Source organism: Mesorhizobium quangtriensis (assembly GCF_040081925.1).
In the GTDB taxonomy this organism is placed as follows: Bacteria; Pseudomonadota; Alphaproteobacteria; order Rhizobiales; family Rhizobiaceae; genus Mesorhizobium_K; species Mesorhizobium_K quangtriensis.
This window is the reverse complement of the sequence record NZ_JBEBMF010000004.1, coordinates 554,257-571,140: the sequence shown is the minus strand read 5'-3', so window position 1 is coordinate 571,140 and position 16,884 is coordinate 554,257. Positions and strand designations below refer to the sequence as shown.

General features: G+C 59.1%; 24 protein-coding genes and 1 tRNA gene. 14 read left to right on the top strand and 11 right to left on the bottom strand.

Features of this window, described 5'->3' with window-relative positions; all coding sequences use genetic code 11:
* Window positions 1-7: 7 nt before the first annotated feature.
* From ABMA32_RS22355 to ABMA32_RS22335, 5 genes are all read left to right on the top strand, one after another.
* A complete protein-coding gene (locus ABMA32_RS22355; RefSeq protein ID WP_349015932.1) occupies window positions 8-445 on the top strand; it encodes a DUF5681 domain-containing protein in 438 nt (145 codons plus the stop codon).
* Entirely contained in the window at window positions 442-648 is a 207-nt protein-coding gene (locus tag ABMA32_RS22350) for a hypothetical protein (RefSeq protein WP_349015931.1), read from the top strand. The genes ABMA32_RS22355 and ABMA32_RS22350 overlap by 4 nt, the downstream gene beginning before the upstream one ends.
* A complete protein-coding gene (locus ABMA32_RS22345; protein ID WP_349015930.1) occupies window positions 645-962 on the top strand; it encodes a hypothetical protein in 318 nt (105 codons plus the stop codon). The genes ABMA32_RS22350 and ABMA32_RS22345 overlap by 4 nt, the downstream gene beginning before the upstream one ends.
* A gap of 121 nt (window positions 963-1,083) precedes the next feature.
* Window positions 1,084-1,659 (top strand): Panacea domain-containing protein, encoded by a 576-nt coding sequence (locus tag ABMA32_RS22340; protein WP_349015929.1) that lies wholly within the window; start codon window positions 1,084-1,086, stop codon window positions 1,657-1,659.
* Complete coding sequence (locus tag ABMA32_RS22335; protein WP_349015928.1) at window positions 1,634-2,044, top strand: hypothetical protein; 411 nt, start codon at window positions 1,634-1,636, stop codon at window positions 2,042-2,044. Before ABMA32_RS22340 ends, ABMA32_RS22335 begins: the two co-directional genes overlap by 26 nt.
* On the opposite strand, the gene ABMA32_RS22330 is transcribed toward ABMA32_RS22335, so the two are convergent.
* The 3 genes from ABMA32_RS22330 to ABMA32_RS22320 all read right to left on the bottom strand — a co-directional run bounded on the left by ABMA32_RS22330 (window position 2,033) and on the right by ABMA32_RS22320 (window position 4,620).
* Window positions 2,033-3,079, bottom strand: a complete 1,047-nt coding sequence (locus ABMA32_RS22330; RefSeq protein ID WP_349015927.1) for a beta-propeller fold lactonase family protein — start codon at window positions 3,077-3,079, stop codon at window positions 2,033-2,035. The genes ABMA32_RS22335 and ABMA32_RS22330 overlap by 12 nt on opposite strands.
* A 57-nt stretch (window positions 3,080-3,136) precedes the next feature.
* Window positions 3,137-3,409, bottom strand: a complete 273-nt coding sequence (locus ABMA32_RS22325) for a colicin immunity domain-containing protein (protein WP_349015926.1) — start codon at window positions 3,407-3,409, stop codon at window positions 3,137-3,139.
* Window positions 3,410-3,885: 476 nt separating this feature from the next.
* Window positions 3,886-4,620 carry an outer membrane protein gene (locus tag ABMA32_RS22320; protein ID WP_349015925.1) on the bottom strand — a complete coding sequence of 245 codons (735 nt, stop codon included), beginning with the start codon at window positions 4,618-4,620 and terminating at the stop codon, window positions 3,886-3,888.
* A gap of 167 nt (window positions 4,621-4,787) precedes the next feature.
* Here ABMA32_RS22320 and ABMA32_RS22315 point away from each other — a divergent pair, with 167 nt between their 5' ends.
* Window positions 4,788-5,111, top strand: a complete 324-nt coding sequence (locus ABMA32_RS22315; RefSeq protein WP_349015924.1) for a hypothetical protein — start codon at window positions 4,788-4,790, stop codon at window positions 5,109-5,111.
* On the opposite strand, the gene ABMA32_RS22310 is transcribed toward ABMA32_RS22315, so the two are convergent.
* The 3 genes from ABMA32_RS22310 to ABMA32_RS22300 all read right to left on the bottom strand — a co-directional run bounded on the left by ABMA32_RS22310 (window position 5,100) and on the right by ABMA32_RS22300 (window position 7,466).
* Window positions 5,100-5,792: an SOS response-associated peptidase gene (locus ABMA32_RS22310; protein WP_349015923.1), complete on the bottom strand. Its 693-nt coding sequence runs from the start codon at window positions 5,790-5,792 to the stop codon at window positions 5,100-5,102. The genes ABMA32_RS22315 and ABMA32_RS22310 overlap by 12 nt on opposite strands.
* Window positions 5,793-6,253: 461 nt before the next feature.
* Complete coding sequence (locus tag ABMA32_RS22305) at window positions 6,254-7,153, bottom strand: hypothetical protein (RefSeq protein ID WP_349015922.1); 900 nt, start codon at window positions 7,151-7,153, stop codon at window positions 6,254-6,256.
* A 61-nt stretch (window positions 7,154-7,214) separates the two neighbouring features.
* Window positions 7,215-7,466 (bottom strand): helix-turn-helix domain-containing protein, encoded by a 252-nt coding sequence (locus ABMA32_RS22300; RefSeq protein ID WP_349015921.1) that lies wholly within the window; start codon window positions 7,464-7,466, stop codon window positions 7,215-7,217.
* A 114-nt stretch (window positions 7,467-7,580) separates the two neighbouring features.
* On the opposite strand from ABMA32_RS22300, the gene ABMA32_RS22295 reads away from it, so the two are divergent.
* From ABMA32_RS22295 to ABMA32_RS22275, 5 genes are all read left to right on the top strand, one after another.
* A complete protein-coding gene (locus ABMA32_RS22295) occupies window positions 7,581-7,853 on the top strand; it encodes a hypothetical protein (protein WP_349015920.1) in 273 nt (90 codons plus the stop codon).
* Window positions 7,854-7,909: 56 nt separating this feature from the next.
* Complete coding sequence (locus ABMA32_RS22290) at window positions 7,910-8,392, top strand: hypothetical protein (protein ID WP_349015919.1); 483 nt, start codon at window positions 7,910-7,912, stop codon at window positions 8,390-8,392.
* A gap of 3 nt (window positions 8,393-8,395) precedes the next feature.
* Window positions 8,396-8,644, top strand: coding sequence for a hypothetical protein (locus ABMA32_RS22285; RefSeq protein WP_349015918.1), 249 nt, complete (start codon window positions 8,396-8,398; stop codon window positions 8,642-8,644).
* A 3-nt stretch (window positions 8,645-8,647) separates the two neighbouring features.
* Window positions 8,648-8,890, top strand: a complete 243-nt coding sequence (locus ABMA32_RS22280; RefSeq protein WP_349015917.1) for a hypothetical protein — start codon at window positions 8,648-8,650, stop codon at window positions 8,888-8,890.
* A gap of 190 nt (window positions 8,891-9,080) precedes the next feature.
* Window positions 9,081-10,058: a YihY/virulence factor BrkB family protein gene (locus ABMA32_RS22275; protein WP_349015916.1), complete on the top strand. Its 978-nt coding sequence runs from the start codon at window positions 9,081-9,083 to the stop codon at window positions 10,056-10,058.
* A gap of 267 nt (window positions 10,059-10,325) precedes the next feature.
* Here the strand turns inward: ABMA32_RS22275 and ABMA32_RS22270 are convergent, their stop codons facing one another.
* Window positions 10,326-10,664, bottom strand: a complete 339-nt coding sequence (locus ABMA32_RS22270; protein ID WP_349015915.1) for a hypothetical protein — start codon at window positions 10,662-10,664, stop codon at window positions 10,326-10,328.
* 176 nt (window positions 10,665-10,840) lie between these two features.
* Here ABMA32_RS22270 and ABMA32_RS22265 point away from each other — a divergent pair, with 176 nt between their 5' ends.
* Complete coding sequence (locus ABMA32_RS22265; protein ID WP_349015914.1) at window positions 10,841-11,020, top strand: hypothetical protein; 180 nt, start codon at window positions 10,841-10,843, stop codon at window positions 11,018-11,020.
* Window positions 11,021-11,201: 181 nt separating this feature from the next.
* Here ABMA32_RS22265 and ABMA32_RS22260 read toward each other — a convergent pair.
* A tRNA-Arg gene (locus ABMA32_RS22260) sits at window positions 11,202-11,278 on the bottom strand.
* 77 nt (window positions 11,279-11,355) lie between these two features.
* Window positions 11,356-12,519: a M20 aminoacylase family protein gene (locus ABMA32_RS22255; protein WP_349015913.1), complete on the bottom strand. Its 1,164-nt coding sequence runs from the start codon at window positions 12,517-12,519 to the stop codon at window positions 11,356-11,358.
* A gap of 183 nt (window positions 12,520-12,702) precedes the next feature.
* On the opposite strand from ABMA32_RS22255, the gene ABMA32_RS22250 reads away from it, so the two are divergent.
* A complete protein-coding gene (locus tag ABMA32_RS22250) occupies window positions 12,703-13,965 on the top strand; it encodes a D-alanyl-D-alanine carboxypeptidase family protein (RefSeq protein WP_349015912.1) in 1,263 nt (420 codons plus the stop codon).
* Window positions 13,962-15,065 (top strand): CobW family GTP-binding protein, encoded by a 1,104-nt coding sequence (locus ABMA32_RS22245; RefSeq protein ID WP_349015911.1) that lies wholly within the window; start codon window positions 13,962-13,964, stop codon window positions 15,063-15,065. Before ABMA32_RS22250 ends, ABMA32_RS22245 begins: the two co-directional genes overlap by 4 nt.
* A gap of 142 nt (window positions 15,066-15,207) precedes the next feature.
* Here ABMA32_RS22245 and ABMA32_RS22240 read toward each other — a convergent pair whose 3' ends face one another.
* Both ABMA32_RS22240 and ABMA32_RS22235 read right to left on the bottom strand, forming a co-directional pair.
* On the bottom strand, window positions 15,208-15,450 hold the full coding sequence (locus ABMA32_RS22240) for a sulfurtransferase TusA family protein (RefSeq protein ID WP_349015987.1): 243 nt from the start codon (window positions 15,448-15,450) through the stop codon (window positions 15,208-15,210).
* On the bottom strand, window positions 15,447-16,742 hold the full coding sequence (locus ABMA32_RS22235; RefSeq protein ID WP_349015910.1) for a L,D-transpeptidase family protein: 1,296 nt from the start codon (window positions 16,740-16,742) through the stop codon (window positions 15,447-15,449). The genes ABMA32_RS22240 and ABMA32_RS22235 overlap by 4 nt, the downstream gene beginning before the upstream one ends.
* Window positions 16,743-16,884: the final 142 nt, after the last annotated feature.

Genomic DNA, 16,884 nt, shown 5'->3' with positions numbered 1-16,884 from the left:
CAGGCATATGACTCAGGAAGACGACAAGAAGGACACCCGCTTCAAGCCGGGACAGTCGGGCAACCCGAGCGGCCGCAAGCAAGGCTCGCGTTCAAAGGTGTGCGTCGCCCTGGATGCTCTTGCGGAGGGCGAAGCGACAGAGATTGTTCGCTCGATGATCGACAAGGCGAAGGAAGGTGACAGCCAGGCCGGCAGGACCATCCTCGAACGCGTCTGGCCGCCACGGAAGGGTGCCCGGCTTCAGTTTAGCCTTCCCGACGTGAAATCGGCCGAGGAACTGCCCGACGCCATTGCCGGCATTAACAGGCAGGTTGCCGAGGGCGATCTATCTCCGGATGAAGGTGCCTTGATCGTCGGCCTTCTCGACGCCCAGCGCAAGGCGATCGAGACCAGCGACCTCTCCCAGCGTGTCGCAGCCCTTGAACAGAGGATGGCAACCAAATGACCCTGAACGCACGCCTGTCACGCATTGAACAGAAGCACCGCCCAGGTGATCCCCTAACGGGACTCACCGACGAGGAGTTGGATGCCGCCATCGACCATGTGAGCGCCTGCGTGGACGGTCGCCCGCCAACCGCTGATACTCTCAGCCCGGCCATGCTGAAAGTCCTTTCATCTGTCGCTGCACAGGAGGCGCGATCGCCATGACCTTGAATGCACGCCTTGCCCGGCTAGAGCAGAAACATGCTCCAGGCGATGCCTATGTCAACATGAGCATCGAACACATCGTTGGGACATTGGATGCTCTGGATCGCGAGATCGAAACCAGCGTTGGGATGCCCGTCGCCGAATATGCCAATGTGCTGGAACGGCAGCTTCAGGCAGGCACGGTAGAGAGGATGGACGAGGCCACCGCCCGCCGCTTCATCGATTCAGTACGCACGCCCAGCATTGAGATCGCGCGGGAATTGCAGCGCGAGAACTCGATGTATCCTGCCTTCTTGTCGGGCTTTGTTCGCTGATGCGGAACGAACGAACTGGTCTTGAATGCGCCGCATTTACCGAGAAATCGGAACAATACTCCGCCTTTACGGATTTGTGTTACACTGATTCGAACCGGCTCTTGGGGGAAGGACGCCCGGCATGCTCATTACTCACGAGCGAGAGAAGCTGATCGATGTGATCGTTTTTTTTGCTCACAACACGCGCAAGCTAGGTAAGACGAAGCTCTACAAGCTTCTGTATTTTCTCGATTTTGAGCACTTCAAGCAGACTGGCCGGAGTGTGACTGGCCTTAGGTATCACGCTTGGCCTATGGGGCCAGTACCAGTCACTCTCCACGATCAAATCGAAAGCCCCCCTCAAGATTTGGCGCAGGCTGTGCATATCGCAGAGAAGGAAACGAAGAGTGGTAAAATGCTTGCAATAGCCCCCAGCAGGGCTTTTTCAGGCTCACTTTTCTCAAAGCGCGAAATGCGTTTGATGCACGGACTAGCCAAGGAGCACTATACCGCGACGGCCGACGATATGGTCGAGGCAACACACCTAGAGAATTTGCCTTGGCACCAAATATACGAAGTCGAGGGCAAAAAACAGGCGGAGATACCGTACGATCTCGCAGTCAGAGCCGATGAGCGAGAGGCGGTACTGCGCGTAGCGAATGAGCGAAAAGAGCTGCTAGAGAAGCTGCCGAATGAACCCGGGGTCGGTATTCTTTGATGAAGAGTTTGTCTTTCACGACGGTGAAACGGGCGAAAAGCTCTTCGTAATCCTTGGCACGGTTGGCACGGTGTCTGTGATGGTCAAAACAACCTCGCAGCAACACGGTCGCGGTACGACGTTCGGCTGTCAGCCGGCTGACAGGTTTCACAATTTCTTTCTTCCACCCCAGTCCTGTTACCTCAGGGGCACAACTTGGGTTTGTCTCAACGAGTTTTATGAGCTCGACTCAAAACGCGCACTCCAAAAGAGGTTCGATGGGAAAATTAAGCCGGTGTGCGACCTTGAGGCTTCATTGATCCGCGCGATCCAAGATTGCTCGTTGATCAGCGACGATATTTCAGCTGCTCATGCCGATATCGTGAGAGCTTGCTTAGTCTCGTAAGGCTGCCCCGATCACGGCGGGCGTCGCAGGGCTGGTCACGCTGCCGGCTAGCACACATTGCAACGAGAACAAGGCAAGCGGCTCCTCCTCACACGTAATGGCGAGAACCCTCCCCGATTTATCGATGTCCAGACCTTTGGGCCCGCCCTCCAGCGGGTTATTGCGGCCCCGCAAGTAGGTCTCTTCGTCTAGCACCGTAATCGTCTTCAAAGGGGGGTATTCTCCCGTCCATCCATCGCGACCTCTGTAGACGTTGACGGTTGGTCTGCCTGCATCAGCGACAATTATGAACTGGCCATCCTTGGTAAAACGCAATCCGTGCGGATAGCCTGCATTCATCAGAACGGCTGCGGGTTTGGCGCGCTTGTCGAGTCGTGTAGATCCATCAAAAATCTTCACGTCATTTGTTCCATGACTGCTGACGGCAATCCATCTTCCGTCGGGGCTGACAGCGATCCCGTCCGGGATGTGGAGACCTTCACGCAAGAGCGGTCGATTTTTCCAACTGATGTAGCCTAGTAGGGGAGAAACCATGTGCTCGGTCACCCGTCGGGCATAGTTGTTGCAGACCAGCAATCGCAATTGCGCGAAGGGCGAATGCGTGACGACCAACGAGCCCGGCGACGATATCCTGCGCCATCTCGGGCCGCTGATCCTCCGCAAGACCTTGGCCGTCCCATGGCAATTCTCATTCCAAAGCTCCGGGAGCCGAACGATAGCTACATCCGCGTTCCGGTTTGCTACCGCGAGGGTCTTGTCGTCAATGAAGTCCAGCCCATGCGCATCCTCGATGCCGTCGGAGGTAATTTCCATAAAGCTGTGCGCCGACACGCTTGGCCCGCGAGCGTCAGCTTGGATTTCGACTTTCAGGCACAGCAGTTTGTTTTTGGCAAAGCCAGCAATCGCCAAGCAGTTGTTGTTCGGGGAGAAGCGGATGTCTTCGGTTCTGCCTATCCCAGCAATCGCTGAGGCGACGGATTCGTTACACTGCAGCTCAACACGTGACGCTCGCACCTCAGCAGGTATCTCAACCATGGCAGTGACCTAGCACAAAGTTTCGCTATGCAGGCAAGGTCGGGGACCGCGTGCACCTCAGATCTCCGGCCAAGGTTCACCCCATCTGGCCAAGCATTTGCGCGCCTCGATACGCAGCTGCTCCACATCGATATCGTCTGGACCCATCATAGTTGGGTCGGAACAATAGGCATCGACTTCGTAGAACAACAGGTCGATTGAAAATCGCTCTGATATCCCGGCTTCGATCTCTGCCCTGCGAGCATCAAGGAACGCCTTTTCGAAGGTTGGACCGTCCATCCTTCCGGAGACAAAGGTTTCGATCAGGGCCTTCCAATCGAACTGTCTCATTTTACCAGCGGCAGGAGGCCCGGCCGCCTCTGGGATTGGGGGAATTGAAGCAGCCTGGCCAACGGCCTCGTTCCCGGCGCTCGGAGGATGCCGCAGATGCGGTAGGCGGGCAAGGTGGGGGGCTGTTTCGATTTGATCGTCGTGGTGGCGGCCCGCTAGTCACGCAGACCCGGAGGGCGACCCCGCCGACTTGACGGTCGGGCGTCAGCCTATCCGCCTCATCGAGCGCCATGCCGATCAGGTACGTCAGGAATGCATCACCATTGGTGTCGGACATTTGTCGCAGTTCGACGAGCATGCCCCAGACATACTCCCGACTTCTACGGAGTTCCAGATTGCGCTCCCTCGCGCTCATAGATGGCCCCAACCCTCACGGTACGGTCAGGATGCAACAGATGGGCTAAGCCGGCAAGGTCCGCCCACAAAGCAAAAGCCCGGCGCGAGGCCGGGCTCTGGTCTGATGCTTGGGAGGGCGGTCAGAATTTGTAGGCGATGCCCAGACGTACGGCGCTCAAATCCGTGTCGAAGCGAACGCTGTCGCCGTCGGCATTGCCGTAAGTCTTGTCGCCTAGATCGACGTATAGATATTCCGCGCGACCAACGAGATTTTCGGAGAACGCGTACTCCAGACCGCCGCCGATCGTCCAGCCAACTTGGGTGCTCGACCCGCTCACGAAGTCGTCGTCATCCGGCACGCCGCTGTCGAGGTCGCCAAACTCCACAGCAACCTTGCCGAATGCGACACCGCCGGTCACGTACGGAAGGAACCGTCCAGTTGCGTAACCGAGCCTGGCGCGGATGGTCGAATACCAGTCGAGCGAGGTACGCTGGAAATCGTCACCTTCGACGCCGTCACCCGCATCGAGATCGGACAGCGAGCTTTCGTCAATGCCGGTCCATGTGAAGTCGGCTTCTGCACCCAGGACGACGTTGTTTGTGAACTGATGATTGTATCCGACAAAGGCTCCACCGGAGAATCCGTCGTAACTGCGATTGAGTGTGAAGCCCTCGTCAATGATTTCGTCGCTGGGGCTCTCGAACTCGAATAGATCGGAGTTGAGCCAAGTCCAGCCAGCCTGTGCACCTACATAAACGCCCGACCAGTTGTAGGCGCTGTCTACCACGACAACCTCTTCTACGATTGCATCGGCAGCCAATGCGAAGCTGGATGTCCCAACCAACAGCGCGGCAGTAATGAGATATGCTTTCACTGATATTGCCCCCTTACCCAAACAGCCAAGGCCTTTCAGTAGCACAGGGGCGAAGGATGTGCTGTTACCCAACGGCAACACACCGGCCCGTTGACGCCAGCGCTTGATAGAGGAACATATTCCTCGGGGAGTAACCGCAACCTCAGGGGCTCGGAGGAGCGCGCGCCATGCCTGGCCGCAAAAAACTGCGCAAGGAAATCTACCGCACCGACTTTGACGAGATCGAGTATCGCGCTCAACTGCTGGAAGTCTCTATCTCAAAAGCCAGCGTCGGCATGAACCACTACACACCGCATGGCGAGGCGATGATGCAGCTCCGCAAGGATCTGCGCAAAGCCATCAACGTGCTTGGTAACCGACCCCCGGACTATCACCGGCACAACGGCCACATGTCCCCTGGGGAAGGTGCCTGGCATCTGGAGATCGAGCGCAAGGGACGAGAGTCGCTACCGGAAAAAGGCGATGATGTTGACGACGACTCAGGCGGCTAAAACCGGCTCGATCATCGAAGCATCATCGTTCGGCCTGTCGGTCCTGCTCGACGCATTCACCTTGCGATCGACGCGATGGAATTGCAGATCGCCATCGAGATTGCTCGCCAGCAGCGGCTTCACATCCGACAAAGGTGTCGCAGGGTCGAGCCAAGCGTCGTATGCTTCCGGCGCCAGGATCGCCGGCTGTCGGTCGTGAAGCTCTTTCATGGGCTCGCCCGCCGGCATGGTGATGATCGTGCAACTGGTGACGCCGAGCTTGTCGTTGTGTGCCCAGAGACCGGCGAAGCTGAAAGGCTTGTTCTCAGGCAGATGGATGAACCATGGGTCGCGCTTCTCGTCGATCGGGCTCTTGGTCCACTCGTAGAAGCCATCGGCCGGGATCAGGCACCGCTTCGATTTCCATGCGTCCTTGAAGGCGCCAGACGTGTCCGCAGTTTCGATCCTGGCGTTGAACATCGCCGCCTTGGGCATTTCCTTCGCCCAATACGGCACGAGCCACCAGCGGCCTTCCCTGACCTGCTGGCCGCCATCCTTGTCAGCCGTGACGAAGTACACGTCCTCAGTCGGCGCGATGTTGTAGCGGGCTTCGGTGTTGCGGCCCGTCTCCGTCGCCGGCAACAGGCTGTACATCCGATGAATGTCAGCCCAGGTGTGAAAGCGCGTGAACCGGCCGCACATGGCAACCTTCTCCGAATTTTGCCGCAGTGAACAAAAATGGAACAAAAGAGTCAACTGGCGGATTGACCGGCACCGTCGAGCGCTTCTAATTCGGCGTATGCCCGAACCTTACTGGCCAAAACGCAAAGGATCATATTGGCTGTCCGAGGCCGCGAAGAACGGGCAGTACGCGTCTATCCGCTGCACTTATTGCAAGCGTCATCGATACTACTTCATCTCCGACCTGCTGACGGCTTTCGGCGACATGGAATGCGACGACGTGATCAGGGTGACAGGTCTGAAGTGCCGGCAATGCGACGGGAAGGGATCGCTGGATTTCAAGTTGGGAGGTCCACCGAGCGACATGGTGGACATTGCCATCCAGCGGAAGATTGAACGCATCGTCTACACTCGGAGGATTGTATGGAAGGATAAGAGGGGCGTTTGATCCATTGGATCAGCAGATCGCCTCACCCTCCACATCAATTGCACGTGCCGCCGGGTTTGAAAGATTCTACCAGCCGCTTAATCAGGGGATCAAACTTGGCAATGTCGGCCTTATCGTATTCCAGCAGGAAGAAAGCGGACGCCGAACCGCAAGTTGCGATTGCTCGTTCATACATCACACGCGCCCCTTTGGTGCCCGACCAAGTCGCCCAGGACTTATCTGTTTTCTCATATGTGATCTGCCACCCGTAAGACTGGGTGAGTTCAATCCGCTCGCGAACTTCGGATTGGAAATTGCCGTCGGGGAGGTGGCTTCCCCAAACCGATAACTCAGCGTTCCCGTCAGCCGACTTTGCTATTCCCCCGTCGCCATTGGCGGACTCTTCGATCCCGGAAAAACCTGGGGGCACATCGATCCAGAAACCGAATCGGGGGTTTCCGTATAGCGTCCATGATGTATCGCCGGGCGGCACGGACTGCCGAAAGCCAGCACACGCTGCTTTTAACTCCATAAGCTTTGCGCCATCGCCGGATCGGGGAGAGAGCGGGAAGCGTTGCCCGCCAACTTCTATCTCTGCACCCTCGGTACTTGAGTCGTTCCAGTGCTCGAAAATTGCTTCACCGTTTGCGATGGAGAGCGACAGCATCCATCCACCGTCGAGTTCGTTAGATGAGACTTCGATTGAGTTGATTTCGAGCGTAGTAGGCCACCCGCCAGCCAGCAACAGCTGGCCTTCTGCTGCACCTTCGGTGTCAATAATCAAGGTAGCGGCAATCCGCTCCACAGGTCCGACGATAACGGTGAAATTTAGCGAGCCGAACTCACCGCACCACAGGGAATGGGAGATGCACTCTGCTACCTCCGCGCCTGTGCATTCACTGTAGTCGATTGACGCCCGCTTATGCGCTGCGTCTTTCGCAAAATATGCGTACAACTCGCCGCTCTGGGCAGGTGAGGAAGCCAGCCATGCTCCGGCGAGAGTGAACGCATATAGTCTACGCATGGCCCTCTCTGGGTTTCGCCATCCGGACGCCAGCGCCGCCGCCATTCTCCGGGATGAACTGAACGCCGGCTGATTCCAGTGCCCGCTGGACGGCCATCACGTTGTCGGCGGAACTGCGCCCCGGGCCGAGCTTCTCCATTCGCTTGATTGTCGCCAGCGCCAAGCCGGTTTTGTCGGCAAGGTCGGTTTGACTCCAGTTCACCAGCCCTCGGGCGGCGCGAAGTTGGCTTGCAGTCAGCATCATTCCTCACATCTTAGACATTTTGGCTATCATACTAAACAAAAAGGTTGACATTGCATGTTTGATTAGCCATTCTGGTTAACAGATGAACCCAAATGGCGCAACGGGAGATTAGCAATGCCGCTTCTCGCAGACACCGCCCCGAGCTTCCTCAGCGACGTTTATCGGACCTTGCCGCAGGAAAGCCGCGCGGAATTCCGTCAAGTGGCCGGCGACTTCGCATGCGGCCTCAACGCGACCATCGAAGGCGCACACCGCGCAATGAAGCGTTGGGTTGCATCGCCCCCTTCTTGGATCGGTGAACGTCGCCAGCAAGCCCGCAAGCGCTTCCTCGCAACGCTCGATGCTTTCATTGAGCAGATGGAAGCCACCAACAGCATCGCCGCGTAACGAGTGAACCGCGCCTAAGGGCGCACTGACAACACACCAGTATCGGGAGAATACCAATGACGGACCATGTTCCGGCGGCCGCCGAAGGCTTGCCCAATCTCAACCGCCGCAGCCTGCTCGCTGGCCTCGCCGCTGCGCCTGTCGTCGCCGTGCCAACTTTAACGGTCGCCGCTGTGGAACCAACTCGGTCGGCACAGGAACGCATGAATGCCGCCGTCGCTGAATTGAAGTTAGCCGCTGCCGAGCTTTGGCCCGACGCTGACATTTGGCGGGAGTCTTACGGGACGCCCGGCGACAAGTCGGAAGCTCTTCCAGTGATGTTCATTGTCGGCCGGTCTGCACGCGTCTGCGTCGTCCCTTGGACTGGCGCTGGCCTCTACGAATGCCGTGAAACGAAAACCGGTGAGCAGCCGGTCTATTGGGTTGAAAAGACGCCCAAGGGATACCGCTGCGCTCATTGGTGGAAGGGCAAGCCCCAAGGCGGATGGCGTCGCTATTCCGAAAGCCAGCTTTCGCTCGTCCGCGTTCTGGAGGGCTGACCGATGACCGAACGCAAAGACCTCATGGACCTTGAGGGTGCGCTGTGGGACGCCCTCAACATGGCAGAGATTGCTGCTGACCACGTTACGGCGCTGCATTCTCAACGGACCTCCAAAGGTTTCCTGATCGATGAGGACAGCATGCGGCTGCTGGCCTTCGCGACCATGCACACGCTGACACTGGTCAGGAACGCAAAATCAGAGTGGTCCGACGCTGTTGATGCCTCGCGCAAGCCAGAGAGGAAGGGCTGACCAATGGCTCACATTCAGGACATCAACGTAGCTACGCGTAACCTCTACCAACTGCTGGACGTTATGGCCGAGGTGGTGATGAACACTCCTGCGGACAAGCAAGGCATGGTCGCGCGCGCGCAGGCGCTAACGTCCATTGCCCGAGACGAGGCAGAGCGGATCGACGACGAAGGCGAACCGGACTGGTGCATTGCTGATGAAGATGCGCTCGCGCCGATATGCAGCTTCCGGGAGGCCCCTCGATGACCGCCCTCCGGCTCTATCGCGCAATCGCCATGCTACGCACCGCGCGCCGCGAGCGGCCAGCAGCCAGTCACCTGCCTTGGTGCCCGGCAAAATACCTCCCAAGGAAGCGCACTCTGGAACCAAAACCTGCCAACCTCCTTCTTCGTGAATGCAGGTTCGACTGGCATTGGTGAACACGTGGGCGCTCGTAATGGAGTCTGTCAAAGGCTTCATCGACGACAATGCCCTTAGCCGTTCGGCCGCCATTTCGTTTTATGCCACGACGTCCTTGGGACCGGTCCTTCTCATCGTCATTGCCATTGCTGGGCTAGTTGTCGGTAGAGACGCGGCCCAGGTTGCTCTAGCCGCCCAGCTATCCGGCTTACTGGGGCCGACGAGCGCAGAACTTCTGGAGTCTGTTGTGCGCGGAGCGGCTAATGCCACGAGCGGGATAGTGGCCGGGACGGTTGCTTCACTTACGCTGATCGTCACCGCCTCTGGCGTGTTTGGGGAGATGCAATCGTCCTTGAACCAAATCTGGAAAGTGCCCGCGACGAGCACCAATCTTTCAGCGCTTGTGAGGGCCCGGGTGGCCAGCCTGGGACTGGTTGCGTCGCTCGGTTTCTTATTGCTTATATCACTCGCAGCCAGCGCCGCAATCTCCGCTTTCAGCGACGTCTTAAACAGTCAACTGCCGTTCGGCACCGTCGTTATTGCAACCATAAACACATTGATCTCCATCAGCTTGATCACTGTGCTTTTCGCCGCGATCTACAAGGTGCTGCCCGACCGTTCGTTAACATGGCGCGACGTTGGCTTTGGAGCGGTCGTTACAGCTATCCTTTTTACGATCGGCAAATCCCTGATCGGTTGGTATCTCGGCACTAGTGCTGTCGCGTCGTCGTATGGCGCTGCGGGCAGCCTTATTCTTCTGCTGCTTTGGGTATTTTACTCGTCGGCGACATTCCTACTAGGTGCCGAAATCACTCGCGCCTACGCAGTTCGTTATGGTACCCGCTCTGACATTCGGAGAGACGATGCGATTGATGCTCGGGTGGAAGTTGGGACGGCTATAGTGCATGTAAACGGTCCGGTACCCGACCGGACAGGAATTATCGGTGTCGCGTTAGTCTCAGCGTTTTCGGCGCTGATTGCGACGATTGCGTTTAATGCGTGGCGGGGACGCTGACCCGACCGAAAAGGAATGTTCCGATGAAAAGGTTGCTGATTGGCATTTCGATGTGTGCGCTTGCGGGCTGCAGTCAACCCGATCCGGTGACTGCGCCTTCAACCGAAACTGACCCCACTCCTCAGATCGACACAAGTCCGACGCCCGATAGCGGAACTGGAGGCGAGTCTCAATCCTCGTCTCCGGATGGAACGGTCAACGGCGCGCCCGGTGCGGCACCCATGGAAAATCAGGGCACGCCTACGGATTAAGTCCAGCAAGACAGTCCTAACGCTCACGCCCCCGTACCGGCTTTCTCACCAGTTTTGAGCGCCGGCGTATGGCGTCCTCCAGAAGGAACTTGTCGATCTCTGCCCGTCTATCGATTTCTGGATTGTGTTCGATCAACGCGGCAGGGATTTCTTGCGCGACAGACTTCAGTTTGAGTCTCAGCCGCTGGCCTTCCGCGAAGCTCTTCGCGAAGGGTTCGGTATGGAACCGCCGCTCTGCCAGCTTGCCGTTCTCCACAACGAACACCGCCCATTGATCATCGATCTTTGCGATTTTTACGTCGTTCGGAGGTTTGTCATCCCACGCGCCTCTGGTGCGGGTGGATCGACTCGGCAAGTAGGCCCGCCAGGATTTCTTCGGATGATGGTTCCGCTGCTTCTGCGCCTGGCTCGGACTTGTTCTTGTCGTCGGGGTTCATCGAAATATCTCCTTCCTTTCCGGAACAGATACCTTTGCTCGAAGTTCCAAACAGGAATGAAGATCGAAATCCCATGTTGGCGGAAGGAGAAGCTATGATGACCAACGACCTGCATACCACGGCAACTGATACTGGCGTTGACGAAGATGCAGTGTTGCGGCTCTCTGAAACGACGGAGGTCTCACCGCAGCAGGCACGTGAAATTCTAAAGCGGCACAGGGGGAATTTTGAACGGGCAAAAAAAGAGGCGGAACAATTCCGCGCCGAAAGCTAAATCGGAACAGGGGACATCTAGCAAATTGACGAAACCACCTATTCCCGGCAAATCCCGTCTATTCCCAGCTATCGGCGTCCAATTTACCGGCCGGTGACGCCCCCGTGACGCCCCGAGCGCAGCGCTCGACCGCACTACTTCACCGAGAAATTAAAAACACATGCAATTGCAACTGGTTGAGTGGTGATCCCGACAGGAATCGAACCTGTGACCTACAGATTAGGAATCTGCCGCTCTATCCTACTGAGCTACGGGACCAGCCGGGAGCACACATAGCGGTTTCCTCCCGTTTCGCCAACCGCCTTTCCAAGCCTTTCAGCGCCGGTTCTTTGGCGTCAGGGCGCGAGCGCCGTCTCGGCCACCCTGATCCAGTAGCTCACGCCATAGGGCGTCACTTCGTCGTTGAAGTCATAGGCCGGGTGATGAAGGTTGGGCGTGTCGCCGTTGCCGATGAAGATGAAGGCGCCGGGCCGTGCGTTCAGCATGTAGGAAAAGTCCTCGCCGGCCATCAGAGGCGGAGCGTTGCGGTCTATTCCGGCCTCGCCGGAAACCTCCGCCGCGACTGTGCCCGCAAAGGCCGCTTCCTCGGGATGGTTGTCAGTCACCGGATAGTTGGTCCTGAAGCGGAAATTGATTTCCGCGCCGTTTGCCTGCGCCATGCCGGCGCAGATCGTCCTCATGCGCTCCTCGGCGGTCGACATCGCTTCCATCTTGAGGGCGCGAACGGTTCCCGCGAGATTGACATGCTCGGGAATTACGTTGTAGGCGTCTCCGCCTGAAATCTTCGTCACCGAGACGACGACCGAATCAATGGGGTCGATGGTGCGCGCGGCGATCGTCTGGAAGGCCAGCACGACCTGACTGGCCACCACGACCGGGTCGACGCCCTTGTGCGGCATGGCGGCGTGGCTCCCCTTGCCGCGAATCCGAATGTCGAATTCGGCGGTCGCCGCCATGATGGGGCCGGCCGTCACCGCGAAACGGCCAACCGGCAGGCCAGGCAGGTTGTGCATGCCGAAGACGCGGCCGATGCCGAAACGCTCCATCATGCCGTCCTTGACCATTTCCCGCCCGCCGCCGCCGCCTTCTTCGGCGGGCTGGAAGATGACTGCCACGGTGCCGGCGAAATTGCGGGTTTCCGCGAGGTACTTGGCCGCGCCGAGCAGCATGGCCGTGTGCCCGTCATGGCCGCAGGCATGCGCCTTGCCGGCAATGGTGGACGCGTGGGGCGCGCCGCTGGTTTCCAGAATCGGCAGCGCGTCCATGTCGGCGCGCAGCCCGATGGCTGGTCCGCTTCCCAGCCGGCCCGCGATGATGCCGACCACGCCCGAGCGACCGATCCCGTTAACCACCTCGTCGCAGCCGAACTCCTCGAGCTTTTGCGCAACGAACGCCGCGGTCTTGAAGACCTCGAAGCCGATTTCCGGCTCTTTGTGCAGGTGTCGCCGCCAGGCGGTTATCTCTTCCTGCATCTCGGCGGCTCGGTTCAAAATCGGCATTGCATTTCCCGTGGTTCCGACGGGCCGATGGTTGCCCGTTGACAGGCTTTTTGCCATCTTGAGGTCATATAGGCTAGATAGCACGGAGCAACGGGCTGCTCTCGATAGAGCGGGCTCGTGGCTTTCATGCGATTTAAAGTGCCCCAGCCCATTGGGCGCTGTGGTCAGGAGCGGGTAGAATCGATGCGGCGCATGCTTTCCTATGGTATCGCGACACTGGCGCTCGTGGCGGCAGCTGTCGGCACGGCGAGTGCCGGCCCGACGCTGCTCTTCGACGCCAAGACCGGCCAGATCATCGAGAGTGAGGATCCTTTTGCGCGATGGTATCCGGCCTCGCTCACCAAGTTGATGACGGCCTATGTCGCGTTTCGCGCAGTGGAAGCCGGCGAGATGACGCTGCAGTCGCCGGTTCGCGTCTCCGAGAATGCGGTCAAGGAACCGCCGAGCAAGATGGGCTTCCCGGTAGGGACTGTCCTCACCCTGGACGATGCGATCAAGATCATCATGGTGAAGTCGGCCAATGACATCGCGACCTCGATTGGCGAAAGCGTCGCCGGATCGGAGGAAGCGTTCGCCGGGCGCATGAACGCCGAATCGAAGCGTCTCGGCATGTCGGGTTCGCATTGGGTTAACGCGCACGGCCTGCACAACGACCAGCAATACACCACCGCCCGCGATCTAGGCCTCCTGACGACCGCTCTTCGCGATGAGTTTCCGCAATATTCCGCCTATTTCTCCATCGAGGGGCTGTCGTTCGGCAAGCAGGTGCTGCCCAACCACAACAACCTGATCGGCCGTTTCGAAGGCGCCGACGGCATGAAGACAGGCTACACCTGCCCGGCCGGTTACAATCTGGTGGCATCGGCCACGCGCGAGGGACGCACGCTTGTGGCCGTCGTCATCGGAGCCACGTCGGTCAAGTCGCGCAACGAGAGAGCTGCCGGCATGCTGGCGAAAGGATTTTCGCAGCCGACTGCCGGCGGACTGACGCTGGCAGCCATGAAGCCGTCCGGTACCGGCCTCGACGAGCCGCATAACATGCGGCAGGCGCTGTGCACCAAGGCGGGCAGCGAAGCGCTGCGCAAGAAGGAGCGGGAGATCGCCGCCCAGCGCAAGAAGGAAGGCAAGCCCGAACCGGCGACATATCTCGCCGAACGGGAAAGCCCGCGTGACCTCATTCCGATCAGCATCGGCACGGCGACAGGCCCGGCCACCCCGGCCATCGCGGCATTGCTGGCCCGGGACGCTGTCGAAAAGGCCGCCAAGGCCGCGGAAGAGACCAAGAAACAGGCTGCGGTCGCCGCCGGGTATGACCCTGACATTCCGCTGCCGACCTGGCGTCCGGACATGCCTGCTCCGAAGGGCTCCGACCCTGCCGACATCGGCGATTCCGCGGCGCTCGGCGACGATGCGGCCATGTCGGACGAAACGACCGTCGAGCAATGACCCAGGTTCCGATCCCGGTCTCCGTGCTGACCGGGTTTCTGGGCGCCGGAAAAACCACTCTTCTCAACCGGCTGCTCAAGGACCCGGCGTTGTCCGACACGGCCGTCATCATCAATGAATTCGGCGACGTCGCCATCGACCACCTGCTTGTCGAGAGGTCGTCTGACGGCATCATCCAGCTTGCCGACGGCTGTCTTTGCTGCACAGTGCGCGGCGAACTGGTCGATACGCTCGCCGACCTCGTCGACCAGTTGCAGACCGGCCGGATTTCGAAGCTGAAGCGGGTCATCGTCGAGACAACGGGATTGGCCGACCCGGCGCCCGTGCTGCAATCGATCATGGGTCACCCGGCGCTCGTGCAGGCCTTCAGGCTGGACGGCGTGATCACGCTGGTCGACGCGGTGAACGGTGGCACCACGCTCGACGATCACCTCGAAGCGGTCAGGCAGGTGGCGGTCGCGGACCGCATCGTCCTGACCAAGACCGATCTTGTGGACGAACCCGAAGCGCTGGCCCGTCTGAAGGCGCGGCTGGAGGCGTTAAACCCCTCGGCGCCTGTCATCGATGTCCGGACGCCGGAAGTCGGTTTTGCGGCCCTCTTCGAATGCGGCCTCTACAACCCGGAGACGAAGACGGCTGATGTCCGCCGCTGGCTCGGCGAGGAAGCCGATCATCCGCGCCTGCACCATGGTCATCAACACGATCATCATGACCATGAGCATCGGCACGATTCCAGCGTCAGGACGTTTTCTCTGGTTTACGATCGACCGGTTCCGTTTTCGGCCATCGAGACCTTTCTCGACCTCCTTCGTTTGACGCATGGCGACAAGCTGCTTCGCATGAAGGGGATCGTTGAAATCGCCGAAGACCCGTCGCGACCGCTTGTTGTACATGCGGTGCAGAGGCTGCTGCATCCGCCGGCGTCCCTTCCGTCCTGGCCGGATGGAGTTCGGGGTACGCGGCTTGTCTTTATCACGCTTGATATGCCGGAAGACTATGTCAGACGCCTGTTCGCAGCCGTCACCAATACGCCAGCTATCGATACGCCCGACAGAGACGCCGTCCAGAGCAATCCGCTCGCTATCGCCGGTCTGTCCTAAATCGGCATATGCAAAGGAAAAGCCGGCCTTTCGACCGGCTTTAATTTGGACGACAGACCGGATGGGGGGTCGGGGGACAGTCGGCCGTCTGCAAAGAAACTTGCATGGCCGGCGAAAGTTCCGCGGTTCGATAAAAAATTTGTCAGGCCGGCTGCGGGCCGCGCTCGACCAGAAACCGGTGTCCGTCTCCGGTTCGCTCCTGCTTGATCAGTGCATGCCCGTCCTCGTTGCAGAAGGCCGGAATGTCGATGCCGGCCAGCGGATCGGTGGTTTCCAGCCAGAGCCTGCTTCCGGCCTGCATGGCGGCTAGCCGCTTCTTCGCCCGCAACACGGGCAGGGGGCATTTCAGCCCCCTCAGATCGTAGATATCGGTCAAGACGGTCAGCTGCCGAAGATGTTGACGATGCGCTTGCGCGCGCCGCTCAGGAAACCCGATCCCTCGGCAGGCGGGGCCTCGGCGGATGCAGGCACAACAGACGGTTCGGCTGCCGGAGCGCTTTCCGCTACCTTGGCGGCCTCTGCAGCGGCTTTCGCCTCTTCTTCAAGCCGCTTCTTCTCTTCGGCCTTGGCGAGCTCGAGTGCCTTCTTCTCGGCCTCTGCCTTCGCTTTTTGCGCAGCCGCCGCATCAAGCGCTGCCTGCTTGCGTCCAGCCGGCGAATCGATGCGGCCCATCTGAGACGTCTGGGTGATCGTTCCGTCGGCATTCATCGAAGGAGGCTCGATCGAGATGCGCTCGCCGCGTGCCCGCTTTTTCGTCCAGTCCGAAACGATGTTCGCCTCTTGCAGCCCCGCGATCGAGGGCTTCGGTGGCACCTTGTCGCCCTTCTTTGCCGCAACGGCGAAGGCTGCATCGTAGTTTTTGGCGTACGACTGGTAGGCAGTGGTCAAGGTATTGGGCTGGGCCGAGGGCGGACATGCGCCGGTCGGGTTGAACGTCGCCGTGCCTTCGGGGATGCGGTTGAAGACATAGCGCTTTTCGCACACGTCCACCTTTGGCGGCACCTTGGTCAGCTCGAACTGGTCGTAGCCTTCCTTCAGCATCGTCCAGAATTCGAAGTTCGGGTCGTTGCGGTAGCGCGCCATGTTGGCGGCTGTCATGCGGAAGGGGAACGACTGGACTTGGAACTCCGTCTGTCCGCCACGGAAGGCGTCGCGGCCGAACGCATAGATTTCCTCAATCTCCCGGTCGGTCACTGCGAAGCATCCAGAGGAAGAGCAGGCGCCGTGAACCATCAGATTCGACCCGGTGCGGCCGTTGGCCCGATCATAGGCGTTGGGATAACCGATGTTGAAGGCGAGATGGTAGCTGGAGTTCGGGTTCATCTGCGACGGACGAACCGTATAAAACCCTTCAGGAGCCTGGCGATCGCCTTCGATGAACTTCGGGCCGAGCTTTCCCGACATCTTGCAGATGTTGTAGCTCGCAACGATGTCGTAGCGTCCGTTCGTCTTCTGCTTCCAGATCTCAAGCTTGGCTTCTTCCTTGAAGATGCGCGCTATGATCGGAGATGTCCGGGTCATGCCCTTTTTCTGCAATTCGGCCACTCGCTTGGCTGAAAGCTGCTTCTCGGCCTTGACCGTCCCGACTGTGGTGACCTGCTCGATCTCGGCAGCATTACACCCGGCCAACGCAACGGCGGCGGTCAGAAGTCCGGCTCTGAGCAAATTCGCGATCATCTGTCTCTATGTCGTCTTTGGCCGGCAGGCATGTCTTGTCGGAACGACCGGCAACCCCTCAAGGCGGGAAGCCTAGGCCCGTTAACTTGAAAACTGATTACCGCAGAAATTAACGGCTGTCCCAGTCCCCGGGCGCAATCGA

Bases quoted from the DNA above. Each gene is read 5' to 3' on its own strand.
- ABMA32_RS22355 (WP_349015932.1), top strand. From the start codon at position 8: ATGACTCAGGAAGACGACAAGAAGGACACCCGCTTCAAGCCGGGACAG.
- ABMA32_RS22350 (WP_349015931.1), top strand. From the start codon at position 442: ATGACCCTGAACGCACGCCTGTCACGCATTGAACAGAAGCACCGCCCA.
- ABMA32_RS22345 (WP_349015930.1), top strand. From the start codon at position 645: ATGACCTTGAATGCACGCCTTGCCCGGCTAGAGCAGAAACATGCTCCA.
- ABMA32_RS22340 (WP_349015929.1), top strand. From the start codon at position 1,084: ATGCTCATTACTCACGAGCGAGAGAAGCTGATCGATGTGATCGTTTTT.
- ABMA32_RS22335 (WP_349015928.1), top strand. From the start codon at position 1,634: ATGAACCCGGGGTCGGTATTCTTTGATGAAGAGTTTGTCTTTCACGAC.
- ABMA32_RS22330 (WP_349015927.1), bottom strand. From the start codon at position 3,079: ATGGTTGAGATACCTGCTGAGGTGCGAGCGTCACGTGTTGAGCTGCAG.
- ABMA32_RS22325 (WP_349015926.1), bottom strand. From the start codon at position 3,409: ATGAGACAGTTCGATTGGAAGGCCCTGATCGAAACCTTTGTCTCCGGA.
- ABMA32_RS22315 (WP_349015924.1), top strand. From the start codon at position 4,788: ATGCCTGGCCGCAAAAAACTGCGCAAGGAAATCTACCGCACCGACTTT.
- ABMA32_RS22310 (WP_349015923.1), bottom strand. From the start codon at position 5,792: ATGTGCGGCCGGTTCACGCGCTTTCACACCTGGGCTGACATTCATCGG.
- ABMA32_RS22300 (WP_349015921.1), bottom strand. From the start codon at position 7,466: ATGATGCTGACTGCAAGCCAACTTCGCGCCGCCCGAGGGCTGGTGAAC.
- ABMA32_RS22295 (WP_349015920.1), top strand. From the start codon at position 7,581: ATGCCGCTTCTCGCAGACACCGCCCCGAGCTTCCTCAGCGACGTTTAT.
- ABMA32_RS22290 (WP_349015919.1), top strand. From the start codon at position 7,910: ATGACGGACCATGTTCCGGCGGCCGCCGAAGGCTTGCCCAATCTCAAC.
- ABMA32_RS22285 (WP_349015918.1), top strand. From the start codon at position 8,396: ATGACCGAACGCAAAGACCTCATGGACCTTGAGGGTGCGCTGTGGGAC.
- ABMA32_RS22280 (WP_349015917.1), top strand. From the start codon at position 8,648: ATGGCTCACATTCAGGACATCAACGTAGCTACGCGTAACCTCTACCAA.
- ABMA32_RS22275 (WP_349015916.1), top strand. From the start codon at position 9,081: ATGGAGTCTGTCAAAGGCTTCATCGACGACAATGCCCTTAGCCGTTCG.
- ABMA32_RS22265 (WP_349015914.1), top strand. From the start codon at position 10,841: ATGATGACCAACGACCTGCATACCACGGCAACTGATACTGGCGTTGAC.
- ABMA32_RS22255 (WP_349015913.1), bottom strand. From the start codon at position 12,519: ATGCCGATTTTGAACCGAGCCGCCGAGATGCAGGAAGAGATAACCGCC.
- ABMA32_RS22250 (WP_349015912.1), top strand. From the start codon at position 12,703: ATGCGGCGCATGCTTTCCTATGGTATCGCGACACTGGCGCTCGTGGCG.
- ABMA32_RS22245 (WP_349015911.1), top strand. From the start codon at position 13,962: ATGACCCAGGTTCCGATCCCGGTCTCCGTGCTGACCGGGTTTCTGGGC.
- ABMA32_RS22235 (WP_349015910.1), bottom strand. From the start codon at position 16,742: ATGATCGCGAATTTGCTCAGAGCCGGACTTCTGACCGCCGCCGTTGCG.